Source organism: Nocardia albiluteola, from assembly GCF_018860155.1.
Taxonomy (GTDB): Bacteria; Actinomycetota; Actinomycetes; order Mycobacteriales; family Mycobacteriaceae; genus Nocardia; species Nocardia albiluteola.
Genome location: NZ_JAHKNI010000002.1, coordinates 377,936 through 398,427, shown reverse-complemented (window position 1 = coordinate 398,427; position 20,492 = coordinate 377,936). Strand labels below are relative to the sequence as shown.

Genomic DNA, 20,492 nt, shown 5'->3' with positions numbered 1-20,492 from the left:
CCCTGATCGATGAGCCTGCGCGCCAGCTGATTCGCCCGCTGATCCAGCGAGGCGTAGGTGAGCCGGTCGTCGCCGAACTTCACCGCGATCCGGTCGCTGTGCGCGGCGACCACGGTGTCGAACAGATCGGACAGCGTGGCACCGGACGCCCCGAAAACGCCGGTGTCGGCGTCGTTTCCGGACGACACCCAGCGCTGCGAAACGTCCAGCCGCTCGTCCTCGCCGAGCAGATCGATGTCACCGACGGCGATCTCGGGCTGCCCCGCGACCCCGCGCAGGACGCGCAGCAGCCGCTCGGTGAAGACCGTTACGGTCTCGGGATCGAACAGATCTGTGGCGTAGTTCCAGGACAGGCGTAGCCCGGCCGCCGCCGCGGCCGGCACGTCGACCGACAGCTGAATATCGAATTTCGCGGTGCCCGCGTCGAATTCGATCACGTCCAGATCCAGGCCCGGCAGCGAGACGGTGCCCAGATCGGCCGCGGAGGCGGCGTCGAAGCTCAGCGCGAGCTGGAACAGCGGGTTACGCGCCTGGGAGCGCACCGGGCTGATGATGTCGACCAGCCGCTCGAAGGGCACGTCGGCGTGAGCGAAGGCGTTCAGATCCGTGCGCCGGGACTGCGCGAGCAGCTCGGTGAACGGGGTGGCTGGGGCGACCTCGGTGCGCAGCACCAGGGTGTTGACAAACATGCCGACCAGGTCGTCCAGGGCAGCCTCGCCGCGGCCCGCGATCGGGGCGCCGATGGCGATATCGGTGCTGCTGGACAGCCGCGCGGCCCAGGTGGCCAGCGCCGCGTGCACCACCATGAACAGCGTGGCGTTGTGGGCGCGCGCCAGTTCCTCCAGCGCGGCCCGCAACTCGGCGTCGACGGTGAACACGTGGGTGGCGCCGCGGTTGGACGCGACCTCGGGCCGCGGCCGGTCCGCGGGCAGCTCCAGCTGCTCGGGCAGGTCCGCCAGGCGGTCGCGCCAGTAGGAGATCTGCTGTGCGGCAACCGATTCCGGATCGTCCTCGGCGCCGAGCACCGCGCGCTGCCAGAGCGCGTAGTCGGCGTACTGCACCGGCAGCGGGGACCACTGCGGCGCGATGCCGCGGCTGCGCTCGGTGTAGGCCACCACGACGTCCCGCAGCAGCGGGCGCATGGAGAAACCGTCACCGGTGATGTGGTGCACGACCAGCACGACGACGTGGTCGTGCTCGTCGATCCGCAGCAGGTGCGCGCGGAACGGCGGCTCGGCGGTCACGTCGAAGAACACGCTCGCCAACTCGAACACCCGGGCCGGAAGTTCCTCGGCGGCAACCGATTCGGGCGAGATCTCGGTGATCGCCTCGGCCACCGGCAGCACCCGCTGGTAGCCGACACCGTCGACCTCCGGATACACGGTGCGCAGCGACTCGTGGCGGGCGAGCACGTCCGCCATGGCCGCGTTCAGGGCCGCGAGATCGAGCTCGCCGGTCAGCCGGACGGCGATCGGGATGTTGTTCACCGCGGTGCGGTTGTCGAAGCGGTTCAGGAACCACATCCGCTGCTGGGCCAGCGAGAGCGGAGCCAGCTCGCCGCGCTCCTGCGGCGCCAGCGGCGCGCGACCGCCCTGTCCCGCGGCCGATTCCACGTGCCGCGCCAGCGCGGCGACCGCGCCGTGCTCGAACAGCGCGCGCACGCCGACCTCGGTGTCCAGGGCGCTGCCGAGGCGCGCGACGACCTGGGTGGCGATCAGCGAGTTGCCGCCCAGGGCGAAGAAGTCGTCGTCCGCGCCGACCCGCTCGGCACCCAGCAGCTCGGCGAAGATGCCCGCCACCAGCTCCTCGGAAGGCGTTGCCGGGGCGCGGAACTCACGCGAGGCCAGATCCGGCGCGGGCAGGGCCCGGCGGTCCAGCTTGCCGCCCGGGGTCAGCGGGATCTCGGCCAGCACCGTGATCGCGGTCGGCACCATGTAGTCCGGCAGCCGCCCGGCGGCGTGCGCTGACAGCGCGGCGGTGTCGATCGCCGCGCCTGCGACCGGAAGCACGTAGGACGCCAGCACCGAAGAGCCGGTCGGCAGCCGGTGGCCGACGGTGACCGCGAAGTCGACGTCGGGATGCGCGGTGAGGGCGGCGTCGATCTCGCCGAGCTCGATGCGGAAGCCGCGGATCTTGACCTGGAAGTCGTTGCGGCCCACGTATTCCACCGCGGGTTCGCCCGCGCCGTCGCGCCACCAGCGCACCACGTCGCCGGTGCGGTACAGCCGCGCGCCCGGCGCGCCGTACGGATCGGCGATGAAGCGCTCGGCGGTCAGGGCCTCGCGTGCGAGATAGCCGCGGGCCAGCTGGATGCCGCCCACGTACAGCTCGCCGACGACGCCCTCGGGCACCGGGCGCAGTCGCGAATCCAGGACCAGCGCGCGCATGCCGCGCACCGGGCCGCCGATGGTGATGCGGTCGCCCGGCAGCAGCGCGCCACTGATGTTGGTCGCGATCGTCGCCTCGGTGGGACCGTAGGCGTTGAAGAACCGGCGCTGGACAGAGCTGTCCCCTTGCGCCACGGACCATTTCGCGACGAGTTCCGCGGAAACGGCCTCACCGCCGGCGATGATCACGCGCATACCGGCCAGATCCGCGGTGTCCAGCGAGGCCAGCACCGACGGGGTGATCAGGCCGACCGTCACGCCCTCGCGCGCGATCAGCTCACCCAGTTCCGCACCGCCGTAGGTGCCCGGCGGCACCACGACGAGCGCACCGGCCGGACCCACGGCCAGCAGCAGCTCGAGCACCGAGGCGTCGAACGACGGCGAGGCGAAGGCCAGCGCGCGCGTATCGCGGTCCAGGCCATAGCGTTCGGTCTGCTCCGCGGTGAAGTTGGCGATACCCGCATGGGTGACCACGACACCCTTGGGCAGACCGGTGGAGCCGGAGGTGTAGATGACATACGCGGCATGCCCGGGCCGCAACGCGGCCACCTCGACCGGATCGCCCGCCTGAGCGGCGATCTCGGCGACCACCGGCGAATCGTCGAGCACCAGCCAGTCACCGCCCGCCACCGGCGGCAGCGCCGCGGCCTCGGCGGAGACCGTAATGCCCAGGCGCACACCGGAATCGGAGATCATGTGCGCGATACGGTCGGCCGGGTAGGCCGGATCCACCGGCAGGAAGGCCGCGCCCGCATAGGCCACGGCCCAGATCGCCAGTACCGATTCGATCGAACGCGGCACCGCCACGGCCACGATCGTCTCGGGACCGGCGCCGCGCTCGATCAGCACGCGCGCCAATCGCGCTGCCGCGGAATCCAATTCGGCATACGTCAGGGAGCGATCCCGGAACACGACCGCCTGGCCGTCCGGGTTGGCCGCGACGGCGGCCCGCATCAGCTCCGGCAGCAGCACCGGGGGCACCGCGGGACCGCCGGTGCGGCCCAGCAGCTCCGCGCGCTCGGCGTCGTCGACCATGATGTCGATCGCGCCCACGCGCTGACGCGGAGCGTCGACCAGCGCATCCAGCACCCGCAGGAACCGCGCGGAGAGGGCCTCGATCTCGGCGGCGGCGAAGCTGCCGCTCTGGTAGCGCAGCGACAGCTCGATCGTCGACTCGGCCATCACGACCAGGGTCAGCGGATAGTGGGTGTTGTCGTTGACCTGCGCGCCGCCGACCGACATGCCCTCGATCGAGCTCGTCGCGGCCAGGGCGTCCTTGTCGACCGGGTACGACTCGAAGACCAGCATGCTGTCGAACAGCGCACCGGCGCCGGCCACCCGCTGGATGTCGGTCAGGCCCAGGTAGTGGTGCTCGAGCAGATCGGCCCAGGAGCCCTGCAGCCCGGTCAGCAGCTCGGCCGCGGTCGCCGTGTCGTCCAGGTGCACGCGCACCGGCACGGTGTTGATGAACAGGCCGACCATGGACTCGACGCCGGGCAGCTCGGCCGGGCGTCCGGACACCGTGGTGCCGAAGACGACGTCGTCGCGTCCGGTCATGCGGCCCAACAGGATTCCCCACGCGGCCTGCAGCAGGGTGTTCATCGTGACACCCAGCTCGGCGGCGCGGTTGGTGATCCGGCGGGTCCGCTCGGCGTCGATCTCGGTGACGACGCGGCCGATCTCGCCGGTCTGCGCGCCCCCGGACGGGGCCAGCTGGGTGGGCTCGTCCAGGCCCTCCAGCGCCGTGGCCCAGGCCCGCAGCGAGGCGTCGCGATCGCGGCCGCCCAGCCATTCGAGCACCGTGCGGTAGGAGCTCACCCGCGGCAGCACGGACTGATCGCCGCGAGTCGTGTACAGCACCAGCAGGTCTCGCAGCAGCAGCGGCGTGGACCAGCCGTCCACCAGGATGTGGTGGGTGGTGATCGCGAGCTTCCAGGCGTCCTCTCCGGTGCGGAACACGGTGAAGCGCACCAGCGGAGGCTGGGCCAGATCGAAGCGGTCGGCCTGCTCGGCCGCGATCTCCCGCTCCAGCTCGGCGGCGGGATCGGCCGCCGTGCGCAGATCCACCTCGCGCCACGGCACCTCGACCTTGTCGAGCACCACCTGGACCGGCTGGCCCACGGAATCGGTGAGGAACGCGGTCCGCAGGTTCGGGTACCGCTCGATCATCGCGATCGCGGCGCGGCGCAGGCGCGCGGCATCCAGCTCGCCGTTCAGGTCCAGGACGGCCTGGATCGTGTACACGTCGGTGCCCTCGCGCATGAACTGCGCGTGGAAGAACAGACCGGCCTGCAGCGGCGAGAGCGGCCACACCTCGGTCAGCGCCGGGTAGCGGCGCTCCCAGCGCTCGATATCGGCTTGGCCGACGCGCACCAGCGACATGTCCGACGGGGTGTAACCACCCGAATTCGGCTGCCGCACATGGGTTGCCAGCGCACCCAGCGCGGCCACCCACAGCTCGGCAAGCTCGCGCACCCGGTCCCGGGTCAGCAGGCCCGAGGGGAATCCGAAGGTCGCGTTCAGCACCGGCCCGTCGGGGCCGTCGGCGACGATGGCGTTGATGTCCAGCGCCGCGTTGACCGGGGTCTGCGCGTCCATGGGCGCGGTGAGCGCGCCCAGGTCCTGGGTGGGCATCCAGCCGATTTCCGCCAGCTCCGCCGGCGCCTCGCCCGGACGGCCCAGGTAGTTGAAGCTGATCTGGCCGGGCACGGTCGCGGGCAGTTCCGCGCCGGTCTCCGGGTTCAGGTAGCGCAGCATGCCGTAGCCGAGGCCCTTGTCGGGCACGGCGAGCAGCTGCTCCTTGACGGACTTGACGATCGCGCCCAGCACCGGGCCCGCGGCGAACGCCTCGTCCAGGTCCGCGCCCCGCAGATCCAGCACGACCGGGTATACCGAGGTGAACCAGCCCACCGTGCGCGAGAGGTCCGCGCCGGGCACGACGCCCTCCTCGCGGCCGTGGCCCTCCAGCTTGATCAGCGTGCGGGCGCCGAATTCGACACCGCGCCACCGCGATACGGCCAGCGCCAGGGCCGAGAGCAGGCCGTCGTTGGGGCCGCCCCGGAAACGCGCGGGCAGGGTCGTGAGCACCGCCTCGGTGATGTCGGCGGGCACGGTGATCTCGACCCGCTCGGCCGTGGCCTCGACGTCCACGGCCGGGTCGAACGCACGCTCGCCCAGCAGCGGATCCGGAGTGGCCGAAACCTGCTGCCAGTAGGGCAGTTCCGCGACGCGCTCGGGCGCCCGGGCGACCTCGGTGAGGCCGGTCGCCCAGCGCCGCATCGAGGTACCGACCTCCGGCAGCGCGACCGGCGAACCGGCGGCCAGCTGCGACCAGGCCATCGCCAGATCGGGAATGACGATGCGCCAGGAGACGCCGTCGACCACGAAATGGTGTGCCGCGACGAGCAATACGTCCCGGCGCGCGGAGTCGGCGGGGAAGGCGAACCAGACGAATTGCGTCATCAGCGCCCGCGCCGGATCGAGGCGATCCAGCGCCGCGTCCAGTTCGGCATTCGCGATCCGCGCCAGCGCCGTGTCGCTGATGTCGGCGTCGACCTCGACCCGATGCACCCGCGCGGCGATGTCGGCCGTGCCGGGCTCCAGGGCCTCGAAAATGGTTGCGCCGCCGTCGATCACCAGGCGCGCACGCAGCAGGTCGTGGCGATCGTGCACGGCCGCGAGGGTGGCGACCAGGGTGTCGTGGTCGATGCCCGCGGGCAGGCGCAGCGCCATCCACTGCGAGAACCGCCCGAACGGCGTGCCGTTGCGCAGGAATTGGGCCAGCACGGGGGTGAGCGGAACCTCGCCCACGCCGCCGCCCGGCAGCTCCGCCAGCACCGGCTGCTCGGTCGCCGCGCCGGAGGTGGCCACCTCGGCCAGCGCCCCGACGGTGCGGCGCTCGAAAACATCACGCGGGGAGAAGATCACGCCGCGGGCCTTGGCCCGGGACACCAGCTGGATGGACAGGATGCTGTCGCCGCCCAGGGCGAAGAAGTCGTCGTCCACGCCGACCCGGTCCGAGCCGACGACGTCGGCGAAGACCTCGGCGATGATCGTCTCGGTCGCGCCGACCGGCGCCCGGAACTCGCGCGGGCCCAGCTCGGGCTCGGGCAGCAACCGGCGATCCAGCTTGCCGGTCGGGGTCAGCGGCACCTCGTCGAGCACCACGATCGCCGTGGGCACCATGTACTCCGGCAGCGTCCGGGCCACCGCCTCGGTGAGCTCGGCGGTGTCGGGGGCCGCGCCGGCCGACGGCACGACGTACGACACCAGCACCGTGGCGCCGGAATCGGCCTTGTGGCCCACGGTCACGGCGAATTCGATGCCCGGCTGCGCGGTCAGGGCGCTGTCGATCTCGCCCAGCTCGATGCGCAGGCCGCGGATCTTGACCTGGAAGTCGTTGCGGCCCACGTACTCCAGCCGCTCGCCGGACCAGCGCACCAGGTCGCCGGTGCGGTACAGCCGCTCGCCGGGCGCACCGTACGGGTCGGCCACGAACCGGCTCGCGCTCAGCTCGGCGCGCTCGTGATAGCCGCGCGCGAGCTGGATACCGCCGAGATAGAGCTCACCCGTGACACCCTCGGGCACGGGGCGCAGCCGATCGTCCAGGATCAGGTTGCGCATGCCGCGCACCGGGCCGCCGATGGTGACGGCCTCGCCGAGGGCAAGGGGCGCACCGATATTCGTCACGATCTGCGTCTCGGTCGGACCGTAGACGTTGTGGAACGCCCGGCCCGCGCCGATCCAGCGGGCGGCCAGCTCGGCCGGAATGGCCTCGCCGCCGACGGCGACGGTCTGCAGGCGCGGCAGCGCATCGGGGTTCAGCGATGCCACGACCAGCGGGGTGAGGAAGGCGAGGTTCACCCCCTCGGCGCGCATGAGCTCGGCGAGCTCCTCACCGCCGAAGGTGAACGGCGGCACCTGCACCAGCGTGCCGGCCCGGCCGATGGCCAGCAGCAGCTCCATCATCGACGCGTCGAACGACGGCGAGGAGAAACCCAGTGTGCGCGTGGAGCTTTCGAGGCCGTACCGGGCGACCTGCTCCTCGCTGTAGTTGGCCAGGCCGCGGTGCGAGACCACGACGCCCTTGGGCAGGCCGGTCGAGCCGGAGGTGTAGATCATGTACGCGGCGTTGGCCACGCGCAGCGGCGAGAGCCGCTCGGAATCCGCGACGGGCTCGGCGGACCGGGCCGCGACGTCCGCGGCGAATTCCGGGTCGTCCAGCGCGATCCACGCGCGGTCCAGCTCGGGCAGGTCCGGGATCTCGGCCAGGTTGCTCAGGCCGAAGGCCGCGCCGGAATCGGTGATCATGTGCACGATCCGGTCGGCCGGATACGCCGGGTCGACCGGCACCAGCACCGCGCCGGTCTTGGCGACCGCCCACAGCGCCAGCGACGACTGCCACGAACGCCGCAGCGCCACCGCGACCGGAATCTCCGGGCCCGCACCACGTTCGATCAGCGCCCGCGCCAGACGACTCGACTCGGCGTCGATCTCGGCGTAGCTGTACGAGACACCGTCCGCGACAACGGCAACGCCGTCCGGGTTCCAGGCCACCGCCGCGGCCAGCAACTCGGGCAGGGTGCGCGCGGCTTCCGCCGGGCCGCCGGTCCGGGTGGTGAGATCGGCGAATTCGGCCGCGTCCAGGATGTCGATGTCGGCGACCGCATCCTGCGGAGCCTCGATCAGCGCCTCCAGGATGCGCACCAGCCGCCGGCCGAGCACCTGCACCTGATCGCCCTCGAAATGGCTTGTCAGATAGCGCAGTTCGATCTCGAGGGCCGCCTCGGGCAGCACCACGATCGTCATCGGGTAGTGCGCGTTGTCGACCATCGCCGCATCGGTGACGGACATGCCGTCGATCGAGCTCGCGGCGGCCAGCGCGTCCTTGTCCACGGGATAGGACTCGAAGACCAGCAGGCTGTCGAACTGCGCGCCCGCGCCCGCGACCCGCTGGATGTCGCTGAGGCCGAGGTAGTGGTGATCGAGCAGTTCGATCTGCTCGCGCTGCAGCCCGGTCAGCAGCTCGGAGGCGCTCGCGCGCTCGTCGATCCGCACGCGGACCGGCAGGGTGTTGATGAACAGGCCCACCATCGACTCGACGCCGGGCAGCTCGGCCGGGCGGCCGGAGACGGTCATGCCGAACACGACGTCGTCGCGACCGGTCAGGCGGCCCAGCAGGATGCCCCAGGCCGCCTGCATCAGGGTGTTCACGGTGATGCCGAGCTCGGCCGCACGCGCGCTCAGCCGCTCGGTGCGCTCGACACCGAGTTCGATTGTCCGCGTGGCGATCTCATTGGCTTCCGGCCCGTGCGCCACCGGCGCCAGCTGGGTCGGCTCCTCGACCCCGGCCAGCGCGGATGCCCAGGCCGCCACCGAGGCGTCCCGGTCGCGCTCGCCCAGCCAGGCCAGGAAGTTCCGATACGGGGTGACTCGCGGCAGCGTGGTGGTGTCCCCGCGCAGCGCGTACAGCACCAGCAGATCGCGCATGAGCAGCGGCATCGACCAGCCGTCGACCAGCACGTGGTGCGAGGTGATCGCCAGGCGATACGTCGCATCGCCGGTGCGGTACAGGCTGAACCGCAGCAGCGGCGGCGCGGCCATGTCGAATCCGGCGGTCTGCTCGGCGGCGGTCAGGCGGCGCAGCTCGGACGCGCGCTCGGCCTCGGGCACATCGCGCAGATCCAGCTCGCGCCAGGGCAATTCGACCGAGTCGAGAACCACCTGCACCGAGCGGCCCAGGGTGTCGGTGACGAAGCCGGCGCGCAGGTTCGGGTACCGGTCGATCAGCGCGGCCGCGGCCGCGCGCAGCCGGTTGCGGTCCAGCTCGCCGCTCAGGTCCAGCAGAGCCTGGACGGTGTAGACGTCCTCGCCCGCGCGGCTGAGCTGGGCGTGGAACAGCAGGCCCGTCTGCAGCGGCGAAAGCGGCCACACCTCGGCCAGCGCGGGATACTCGCGCTCCCACCGTTCGATGTCGGTCTGGCGGACCCGCACCAGCGGCATGTCCGAGGGCGTGAGGCCGCCCGCGTCGGGACGCTGCACATAGGTGGCCAATCCGGCCAGCGCCGCGAGCCACAGGTCCGCGAACCGCTGCACCTGCTCCCGGCTCACCACGCCGGGCACGAAGGCGAAGCTCGCGCCCAGCTGCGCGCCCTCGGGGCCGTCGTCGACGGCGGCGTTGATGTCGATCACCGCCGGGGCGGGCATCTCCGGATCCATCACCGCGTCCAGGCGGCCCAGCTCACCGGACGGCAGCCAGCCCAGCTCGGTGAGCTCGGCGGGCACGCCCGGGGCGGAGATCCGGCCCAGGTAGTTGAAGCCGATCTGGCCGGGCACGTCCCGGGGCAGCAGCGCGCCGGTCTCCGGGTTGAGGTACCGCAGCATGCCGTAGCCCAGACCCTTGTCCGGCACGGCGAGCACCTGCTCCTTGACCGATTTCAGGATCGAGCCCAGGATCTCGCCGCCCGCGAAGGCCTCGGCGAGATCGGCGTCCGGCAGCGTCAGCGCCAGGGGGAACGCCGAGGTGAACCAGCCCACCGTGCGCGAGAGGTCCGCGCCGGGCACGAGCTCTTCCTCGCGGCCGTGGCCCTCCAGTTTGATCAGCGCGTGACCGCCGGATTCCGCACCGCGCCACCGGGATACGGCCAGGGCGAGCGCGGCCAGCAGGCCGTCGTTGACGCCCGCGCGGAACAGCGCCGGGACCCGGGTCAGCACCGCGTCGGTGACCTCGGCCGAGGCCGTGACCTCGATCCGCTCGACCGTGCCCAGGGTGTCGCGGGCCGGGTCGAACGCCCGGTCGCCCAGCAGCGGATCCGGCGTCGCCGAAACCTGTTGCCAGTAGGGCAGTTCCGCCGCGCGCTCGGGCGTCAGGGCGGCCTCGGCCACGCCGTGCGCCCAGCGCCGCAGGGACGTGCCCACCGGCGGCAGCGCGACGGGCTGCTCGGCGACCACCTGCGACCAGGCCAGCGCCAGATCCGGGATCACGATGCGCCACGACACGCCGTCCATCACGCTGTGATGCGCGGCGACCAGCAGCAGGTCGCGACGCTCGCCCGCGAAGGCGAACCACACGAACTGCGCCATGACGCCCTGCTCGGGGTCCAGGCGGCCCAGCGCGGCGTCGTACTCCATCCCGGTGATCCAGGACAGCTCGCTCTCGGGCAGGTCGGCATCGAGCTCCACCCGGTGCAGCAGCTCGCCGGGATCGACCGAACCCTGTTCGCGCACCTCGAAGTTCAGCTCGCCGCCGTCGTTGCGCAGCCGCGCGCGCAGCACGTCGTGGTGGTCGAAGACCGCGGCCAAGGTGGCGACCAGGGTGGGGCGGTCGAGCCCGACCGGCAGCCGCAGCACCAGCGCCTGCGAGAACCGCGGGTACGGCCGCTCACCGCCCAGGAACTGCGACATGATCGGCAGCACCGCGACCTCGCCGACGCCGCCGCCCGGCAGCTCGGCCAGCTGCGGCTGCGCCGCCTCGCCGCGATCGGCGACCTCGGCCAGGCCGGCGACGGTGCGCCGCTCGAAAACCTCACGGGGAGTGAAGATCACGCCGCGCGCCTTGGCGCGCGAGACCAGCTGGATCGACAGGATGCTGTCGCCGCCGAGCGCGAAGAAGTCGTCGTCCAGGCCGACCTGCGCCGCGCCCAGCACCTCGGCGTAGACCTCGGCGACGATCTCCTGCACCGGCGTGACCGGCGCGCGGAACTCCGCGGCCTCGAACACCGGTTCCGGCAGTGCCTTTCGGTCCAGCTTGCCGCTGGCGTTCAGCGGGAACGCCGCCAGCGTCACGAACGCCGCCGGGACCATGTACTCCGGCACCCGCGCGGCGAGCTCGGAACGCACCGCGGCCGTGTCGATGTCGCCGTTCGAGGGAACGAGGTAGCCGACGAGCTGCTCACCCAGATGCTGATCCGAGCGCACCACCACCGCGGCCTGATCGACCGCATCCAGGGCGGTGAGGGCGGCCTCGATCTCGCCCAGCTCGATGCGCAGACCGCGCAGCTTCACCTGGAAGTCGGTGCGGCCCAGGTACTCCAGCTCACCGGCGGCGGTCCAGCGGACCAGGTCGCCGGTGCGGTACATGCGCTCGCCCGCGGTGTCCGCGGCCCCGAAGGGGTTGGCCACGAAGCGGTCGGCGGTCAGGTCCGGACGCGTCATATAGCCGCGCGCCAGCTGCACGCCCGCGAGATAGAGCTCGCCCGCGACACCCACCGGAACCGGCCGCAGCCGCGAATCCAGCACGTAGACGGCGGTGCCGAACACCGGCACGCCGATCGGCACGGAGACCGCGTCCGCGTCGGTGACCTCGTGGTAGGTCACATCGACCGCGGCCTCGGTCGGGCCGTACAGGTTGTGCAGGCGCGCGCCCGTCAGCTCGCGCAGCCGGCGCGCGGTCGCGGCGGGCAGCGCCTCACCGGAGGCGAAAACGTTGCGCAGGCTCGCGCACATCGCGCCGTCCGCGTCCGGGTAGGAGGCCAGCTCGGTGACGAAGGCCGAGAGCATGGACGGCACGAAGTGCGCCGTCGTCACGCGCTCGGCGGTGATCAATCGCGCCAGATACGCCGGATCGCGATGCCCGTCGGGCCGCGCGATCACCAGGCGAGCGCCGACCTGCAAGGGCCAGAAGAACTCCCACACCGACACATCGAACGTCGCCGGGGTCTTCTGCATCACGACATCGGAGGCCTCGAGGCCGTACTCGGCCTGCATCCACAGCAGGCGGTTCACGATCGCGCCGTGCGAGACCGCCACGCCCTTCGGGCGACCGGTCGAGCCGGAGGTGAAGATGACGTACGCCGTGTTCGAATCACGCAGCGGCGCAACGCGATCCGCGTCCGTCACCGGCTCGTCGGAGCGCCCGGCCAGATCCAGGCGGTCGACCTCGATCAGCGGCACGCCGGCGGGCAGCGCGACATCCATGCCGGACACCGTCAGCACGCCCACCGGATCGGCCGTGCGCAGAATGTATTCCGTGCGCTCGGCCGGGTGATCGGGATCCAGCGGCACGTAGGCACCGCCCGCCGCGACCACCGCGTGCAGGGCGATCACCAGATCCAGCGAGCGCCGGATGCACACCGCGACCCGGGATTCCGGGCCCACGCCGACCGAGATCAGGTGCCGCGCAAGCATGTTCACCCGCTCGTCGAACGCGGCGTAGCTCAGCTCGACGCCCTCGAAGAACAGCGCGGGACTGTTCGGATCCCGCCGCAGGCCCGCGGCGAGCAGGTCGGGGAGCACGCCGCCACCGGGCGCGCCGTCGCCGCGGATGGTGGTCAGCATCGCGAGCTCGGAGTCGTCCAGCAGCGGCAGCTCGCCCACCGGCGTATCCGGCGTGGCGGTGATCGCGGCCAGCAACAGCTGGAACCGGCGCGCGAACACCGCGACGGTGTCCTCGTCGAACAGGTCGCGCGCGAAGGAGAACACCGCCGACATGCCGGCGATCTCATTCGGATTCAGCTCGCGCACGGTCAGCGAGAGATCGAACTTCTCGGTGGTGATGTCGGTGTCGATCGCCTCGACATGCAGGCCGGGCAGCTCGAATTCGGCGTGCGGCTGATTCTCGAACGAGAGCGATACCTGGAACAGCGGGTGCCGCGCGGTCGACCGCGCGGGGTTCAGCACCTCGACCAGCCGCTCGAACGGGACGTCGGCATTGGCGAAGGCCTGGATATCGGTCTCACGCTGGCGCGCAAGCAGATCGGCGAAGGATTCGCCCAGATCCACCCGCGACCGGAAGACCAGGGTGTTGACGAACATGCCGACCAGCTCGTCCAGCACGTTCTCGCCGCGACCGGCCACCGGCGTGCCGATCGCGACGTCATCGGTCCCCGACAGCCGCGACAGCAGCACCGCATACGCGGTGTGCACGACCATGAACAGTGTCGCGTTGCGCTCGCGCGCGAGATCGACCAGCGCGCGGTGGGTCTCGGCGTCGATCTCCAGCGACACCCGGCCGCCGACGAAGGACTGCACGGCCGGGCGCGGCCGGTCCGAGGGCAGATCCAGCTGATCCGGCAGGCCCGCGAGTTCCTTGCGCCAGTAGTCGATCTGCTGGTGCCCCAGGGATTCCGGATCGGACTCGTCGCCCAGCAGCTCGTGCTGCCACAGTGCGAAGTCGGCGTACTGCACCGGCAGCGGCTCCCAGACGGGAACCTCCCACAGCGTGCGCGCGGCATAGGCGACCATCACGTCGCGCGCCAGCGGGCCCATGGACCAGCCGTCGGCGGAGATGTGGTGCACCACCATGCACAGCACGTATTCGGTCTCGCTGAGCTCGAACAGCCTGGCGTGCAACGGAACTTCAGTCGTCACGTCGAACGACATCGAGGCCAGCTCGACGAGCTCGGCGACCAGGTTGCCCACCGGCACCTCGACCGGGGTCAGGTCGGGCACGATCCGCGCGGCGTCGAGCACTACCTGCACCGGGCCGCGGCTGGTCTCGGGGAACACCGTGCGCAGCGACTCGTGCCGGTCGATCACGTCGATGAGCGCGACCTGCAGCGCCGGAATGTCCAGCTCGCCGGACAGCCGCACCGCGACGGTGACGTTGTAGGCCGCGGAGTCCACATCGAAGCGGTTCAGGAACCACATGCGCTGCTGCGCCGGGGAGAGCGGAATCTCCTCCGGCCGCTCGCGCGCGGTCAGCGCATTGCGCCCGCCCACACCGACATTCGACTCGACGCGGGCGGCCAGCGCGGTCACGGTGCTGGCCTCGAACAGCATGCGCACGGGCACCCGGGTGTCGAGCTCACCGCCCAGGCGCGCGGTGACCTGGGTGGCGATCAGCGAGTTGCCGCCGAGCTCGAAGAAGTCGTCGTCCGCACCGACCCGGGCCACCCCGAGCACCTCGGCGAAGATCTGGGCCACGATCTCCTCGATCGGCGTGGCCGGGGCGCGGAACTTGCGCACCTCGAACACCGGTGCGGGCAGCGCGCGGCGCTCGAGCTTGCCGGATGCGTTGAGCGGGAAGGCATCCAGCACCACGAAGGCCGCGGGCACCATGTATGCCGGGAGGGTCTCGGCCAGCTCGGCGCGCACGGCGTCGACGTCGAGTCCCTCGCCCGCTGCGACCAGGTAGCCGATGAGCTGATCGCCCAGGTGCTTGTCCGAGCGCACCACCACCGCGGCCTGATCCACCGAATCCAGGGCGGCCAGGGCCGATTCGACCTCGCCCAGCTCGATGCGCAGACCGCGCAACTTCACCTGGAAGTCGGTGCGGCCCAGGTACTCCAGCTCACCGGCGGAGTTCCAGCGGACCAGGTCGCCGGTGCGGTACATGCGCCCCGCCCCGAAGGGGTTGGCCACGAAGCGATCCGAGGTCAGGTCCGGACGCGTCACGTAGCCGCGCGCCAGCTGAACGCCCGACAGATAGAGCTCACCCGCGACACCCACCGAAACCGGCCGCAGCCGCGAATCCAGCACGTAGACAGCGGTGTTGAAGACCGGGCGGCCGATCGGCACGGAGACCGCGTCGGCGTCGACGACCTCGTGATAGGTCACGTCGACCGCGGCCTCGGTGGGACCGTACAGGTTGTGCACCCGCGCGCCGGTCAGCTCGCGCAACCGCTGCGCGGCGGGCGCGGGCAGCGCCTCACCGGAGGCGAAGACGTTGCGCAGTCCGGTGCAGCCCGCGAAGGCGATGTCCTCGGGGGTGCCGGAATTCGCGGCCAGCTCGGCCACGAACACCGAGAGCATGGACGGCACGAAGTGCGCCGTCGTCACGCCCTCGGCGGTGATCAACCGCGCCAGATACGCCGGATCGCGATGGCCCTCCGGCCGCGCGACCACCAGGCGCGCGCCGACCTGCAAGGGCCAGAAGAACTCCCACACCGACACGTCGAACGTCGCCGGGGTCTTCTGCACCACGACATCGCTCGCGGTCAGGCCGTACTCGGCCTGCATCCACGCCAGGCGATTCACGATCGCCCCGTGCGAGACCGCTACGCCCTTCGGGCGACCGGTCGAACCCGAGGTGAAGATCACGTAGGCGGTATTCGAATCACGCAGCGGCGCAACACGATCGGCATCGTCGATCGGATCGCCGGAGTACTCGTCGAGGTCGAGCAGGTCGAGCTCGAGCACCGGGGTGTGCGCCTCGGCCTCGAATTCGTCATCGGTCGTGGTCAGCACGCAGACCGGGCGCGCGGTCTCGAGCACGTACCGGGTGCGTTCGGCCGGGTGATCCGGATCCAGCGGCACGTACGCGCCACCGGCCAGCGTCACCGCGTACATGCCGACGACCAGGTCCAGCGAGCGCCGCATGCCCAGTGCGACAAGCGAATCCGGGCCGACACCGAGGGAGATCAGATGCCGGGCCAGGCGGTGCGCGCGGTCGGCGAACTCGCCGTAGGACAGAGTTGTCCCCTCGAACGTGAGCGCGGGGGCCTCGGGCGTGCGGGCGAGCTGCTCGGCGAACAGGGAGGCCAGCGTGACCGGGGCCGTGCCGGTGCGCTCCGGGGTCCAGGCGGTGGCGTTCCAGGCGTCCAGCACCAGCGCCCGCTCGGACTCGTCGAGCAGTTCGATATCCCCCACCGGCGCGGTCACATCCGCGACGACGGCGCGCAGCATCCGCAGATACCGGTCGCCGAACTCGGCGACGGTGGCGGCATCGAAAAGATCCGTGGCGTAGGAGAGCACCGCGGACACACCGGCCCGGGCGCCGTCGGCGCCCCGCTGCTCGGTGAGCGTCCACTGCAGGTCGAACTTGGCGATGTCGACGTCGAGCTCGTCCGCGGTCAGCGACAGCCCGTCCATCTCCATGGTGGCGTGCGAGAGCTCCTGCACGGACAGCATCACCTGGAACAGCGGGTGCCGCGCCTGCGAGCGGGCCGGGTTCAGCACCTCGACCAGCCGCTCGAACGGCACGTTCGCGTGCGCGAACGCCGTGAGGTCGGTTTCCCTGGTGCGCGAGAGGAGCTCGGCGAACGATTCGCCGCCCTCGACCTGCGTCCGCAGCACGAGGGTGTTGACGAACATGCCGATCAGGTCGTCCAGGGCCTGTTCGCCGCGCCCCGCGATCGGGGTGCCGATCGCGATGTCCTGGGTGCCCGACATCCGCGCCAGCAGCACCGCCAGCGCCCCGTGCAGCACCATGAACAGCGAAACACCCTGTGCGCGAGCCAGCTTCGACAGCTCGACGTGCAGGTCGGGATCGATCTCGAAGGTGACGCGGTTACCGCGGAAGCTCTGCGTCGGCGGGCGCGGGCGATCGGTCGGCAGGTCCAGCTGATCGGTCAGGCCCGCCAGCGCGCCCTGCCAGTACGCGATCTCGCGCGCGGCCATCGACTGCGGATCGTCCTCCGAGCCCAGCACCGCGCGCTGCCACCGGCTGAAGTCGGTGTACTGCACCGGAAGCGGCGACCAGGCCGGATCCTGCCCGGCGGCGCGCGCCAGGTAGGCCGCGGTGACGTCGCGGGCCAGCGGCCCGAACGAGAAGCCGTCGGCCGCAATGTGATGCACCACGAAGGCGACCGCGTAGTCGGTGCCGCGCGAGCCGGACCGGCCCCCGCCGCTCGAGACCCGGTAGACCCGGACCCGGATCGGGAGCTCGCGGGTGACATCGAAGCCGGTCGAGGCGAAATCGGCCAGCGCGGGTAGCAATTGGGATTCGGCGATCGGCAGCACCGCGACGCCCAGGTCGACCTCGTCGACCGGGAGCACCTGCTGGTAGCCGCCGCCCTCGCCCGCCTCGGGGAAGATCGTGCGCAGCGACTGCTGGCGGGTCAACACATCCAGCAGCGCGGCCTGCAGCGCCGCGATGTCGACGGCGCCGCGCAGCCGCACCACGAACGGCAGGTTGTAGGTGGGCGCGGACGGATCGAACTGGTTGATGAACCACATCCGCTGCTGGGCCAGCGACAGCGGCACCCGGGCGCCGGGCTCCTCATCGCGGGCGACCAGCGGCGGCCGAACGGAAATCTCTGCGGGTGTGGCGGATTCGGCCCGCAGTGCGAGGCCGGCGACGGTGGGCGTCTCGAACAGCGCCCGCACGCCCAGCGTGATGCCGAAGGCGGCGGAGATGCGCGAGACCACCTGGGTCGCGACCAGCGAGTTGCCGCCCAGGTCGAAGAAGTTGTCGTCGATGCCGACCCGGTCCTGGCTCAGCACGTCGGCGAAGATGCCGGCGACGATCTCCTCGGAATGCTTGCGCGGGGCCCGGTATCCGGCGGCGTCCACGCTGAACACCGGCTCGGGCAGGGCCTTGCGGTCCAGCTTGCCGGAGGTGTTGAGCGGCAACGCGTCCAGCACCATGATCGATGCGGGCACCATGTAGGCGGGCAGCTTTTCGGCGACGAACCTGGTCAGCTCGGCCGGATCGATCGACATCCCCTGCGCGGCAACGACATACGCCGCGAGCTGCTGCCCGGTCGCGGTGTCGGCGACCAGCACGACGGCCTGGTTGACGGCCGGATGCGCGAGCAGGTCGGTCTCGATCTCGCCGAGCTCGATCCGCTGGCCGCGGAACTTGACCTGGAAGTCGGTGCGGCCCACGTACTCGAGGGCGCCGGCGGAGTTCCAGCGCACCAGGTCGCCGGTGCGGTACATGCGCTCGCCGGGCAGCCCGTACAGATTGGCGACGAACCGGTCGGAGGTCAGATCGGCGCGACCGCGGTAGCCGCGCGCGAGCTGCCGCCCGCCCAGGTACAGCTCGCCCGAGGCGCCGATGGCGGCCGGGCGCAGCCGCGAATCCAGCACGTACACTTCGACATTCCACTCGGGAACACCGATCGGCACCACGGTGACGTCGGCCGTGGTGGCCTGCCACCGGGTCACCGAGACCGCGGCCTCGGTGGGGCCGTAGAGGTTGTGTAGCCCGGCGTCGCTGATCGCCCGGAAGGCGGCCGCGGTCTCCGGGGGCAGCGCCTCGCCGATGACGAACACCGCTCGCAGCGAGGCGCACTGCTCGCGGGTGGCCTGGCCGGTGAAGATCGTGAGCATGGACGGCACGAAGTCGGTGACCGTCACGCCTTGTCGCGCAATGGTTTCCGCGACGTAGACCGGGTCGCGGTGGCCGTCCGGGGTGGCGATGACCAGCTTCGCGCCGACCATCAGCGGCAGGAAGTAGCCCCACAGCGACACGTCGAAGGTGGTGGCGGTCTTCTGCAGGTAGACGTCGGCCGCGGTGAGGCCGTACTGGTCCAGCATCCACAGCTGCTGGTTCACGATCGCCCGGTGCGTGACGGCCACGCCCTTGGGGCGGCCGGTCGAACCGGAGGTATAGATCACGTAGGCGGTGTTCGAATCACGCAGCGGCGCAAGGCGATCCGCGTCGGTCACCGGATCGGAGGAGAACTCCGAGAGGTCCAGTGCGTCGATCGGCACGGCGCGCACCTCGCCGGGCAGATCCACCTCGTCGCCGGAGACGGTCAGCACGCAGACCGGTGCCGCGGACTCCAGGATGTAGGCGGTGCGCTCGGCCGGATGATCGGGATCGATCGGCACGTACGCGCCACCGGCGGCCAGCACGGCGTGCATGCCGACGACCAGGTCCAGCGAGCGCCGCATACCCAGGGCCACAAGGGATTCCGGGCCGACACCATCGGCGATGAGGCGACGGGCCAGGCGGTTGACCCGCGCGGCGAACTCACCGTAGGTGAGCGTGACGCCCTCGTAGTCGAGTGCGACATTGCCGGGCGTGCGCCGCATCTGCTCGTCCAGCAGCGCGGTCAGCGTCGTCTCGGGCACCTCGTGCCCGGATTCGTTCCACTCGACCAGCGTCCGGTCGAGCTCGTCGTCGCCGGTGATCGGCAGCGCCCACAGCACCTGGTCCGCCGCCGCGGCGAGGAACCGGTCGAAGAACTCCAGGAAACGCGAGTGATGCCGGCGCGTCAGGTCTTCGGAGTACAGATTCGGGTTGGTCTCGAAGTCGATGCGCGAGCGCGCGCCGCCCTCGGTCTGATAGAAGTTGACGCCCAGGTCCTCGATGCTGCCGGTGGACAGCACGTGCATCTGCCCGACCATGTCGCCCAGGGCGATCTGGTCGTGGAACAGCATGATGTTGACCCAGGGGCCGAAGAATTCCCGGGTGACCACGCCGCCGTCGGCGCTGTCGCGGCGGATGTCCTCGTGCCGGTACCGCTGATGCCGCAGCGCGCCGGAGACCTCGACCGTCACGGCCTTGAGCAGGTCGGTGACGGTGGTGCCGTAGCCGACGTGCAGTCGCAGCGGCACGATGTTCGAGGTCACACCGCCCGAACGCCGCATCACCGCGGTGGTGCGCGCGGTGACCGGCAGGCTCAGGATCACGTCCTCGGTGCCGGTCCACTGCGCCAGATAGGCGGCGAAGGCCGCGATCAGCAGCGCGGCCGGCGTCGAATCGTGACGGGCCACCGAGGCTTCCAGTAGCGCGTTGCGCTCGTCGGAGAGCACGTCGCTGGCCAGGCCGTTGAGCGGGGCGGGCGGAGCGGAGTTGCCGACCAGGCTGGTGCCGCTCTCGAGTCCGGTCACCCGCTGCGCCCAGTGCTCCCGGTCGGACTGGAAACGGGTGCTCTCGCGGTACTCGTATTCGGATTCGACCAGGCTGCGCAGGTCCGAGACCTTCAGCGGGGCGACCTGGGTGCCGTTCACGGCGGCGGTGTAGTGCTCGGCCAGGCGGCCGAGGTAGTTCATCGCGCTGAAGCCGTCCAGCACGATGTGGTGGGCGCGCAGGTAGAAGTACCAGTGATCCTCGCGCAGCTGCAGCACCGCGAGCCGGATCAGCCGGTCGGTGACCATGTTCAGCGGACGGCTGTACTCCGCGCGCATCCACTCGAGCGCCGCGGCCTCCGGGTCGTCCTCGGCGCGCAGGTCCAGGTAATGGATGTCGTCGCGGTCCGGGATCGTGGGGTCGATGTACTGGCGGGGTTCACCGTCGTGCTCGACGATGCACAGGAAGCCGGATCCGAACTCCTCCGAGGCGTCGATACTGGCCTGCCGGAGCACGGCGCGATCGAGCTGCCCGTGCAGGTCGACGTACTGGGCAATGGTGACCGGCACATGTGGGTCCAGATGCTGGGCATACCAGATGCCCAGCTGTGCCGGCGACAGCGGGAAGAGCTCGTCCCCGGCTATTGGCGCGGCCGCGATCTCGCTGCCAGCTTCGCCGTTTCCGCCGAAATCCAGCCGGTCCAA

1 protein-coding gene (cut by a window edge) is annotated in these 20,492 nt (G+C 71.1%); it reads right to left on the bottom strand.

All coding sequences use genetic code 11. The features are described 5' to 3' along the window. A protein-coding gene (locus KO481_RS07745) for a non-ribosomal peptide synthase/polyketide synthase (RefSeq protein WP_215916301.1) crosses the window boundary here: on the bottom strand, positions 1 to 20,492 show its start. 30,982 nt of this gene lie to the left of the window's left edge; 20,492 of the gene's 51,474 nt are visible here — the first part of the coding sequence; its start codon is at positions 20,490 to 20,492; its stop codon lies beyond the left edge, outside the window.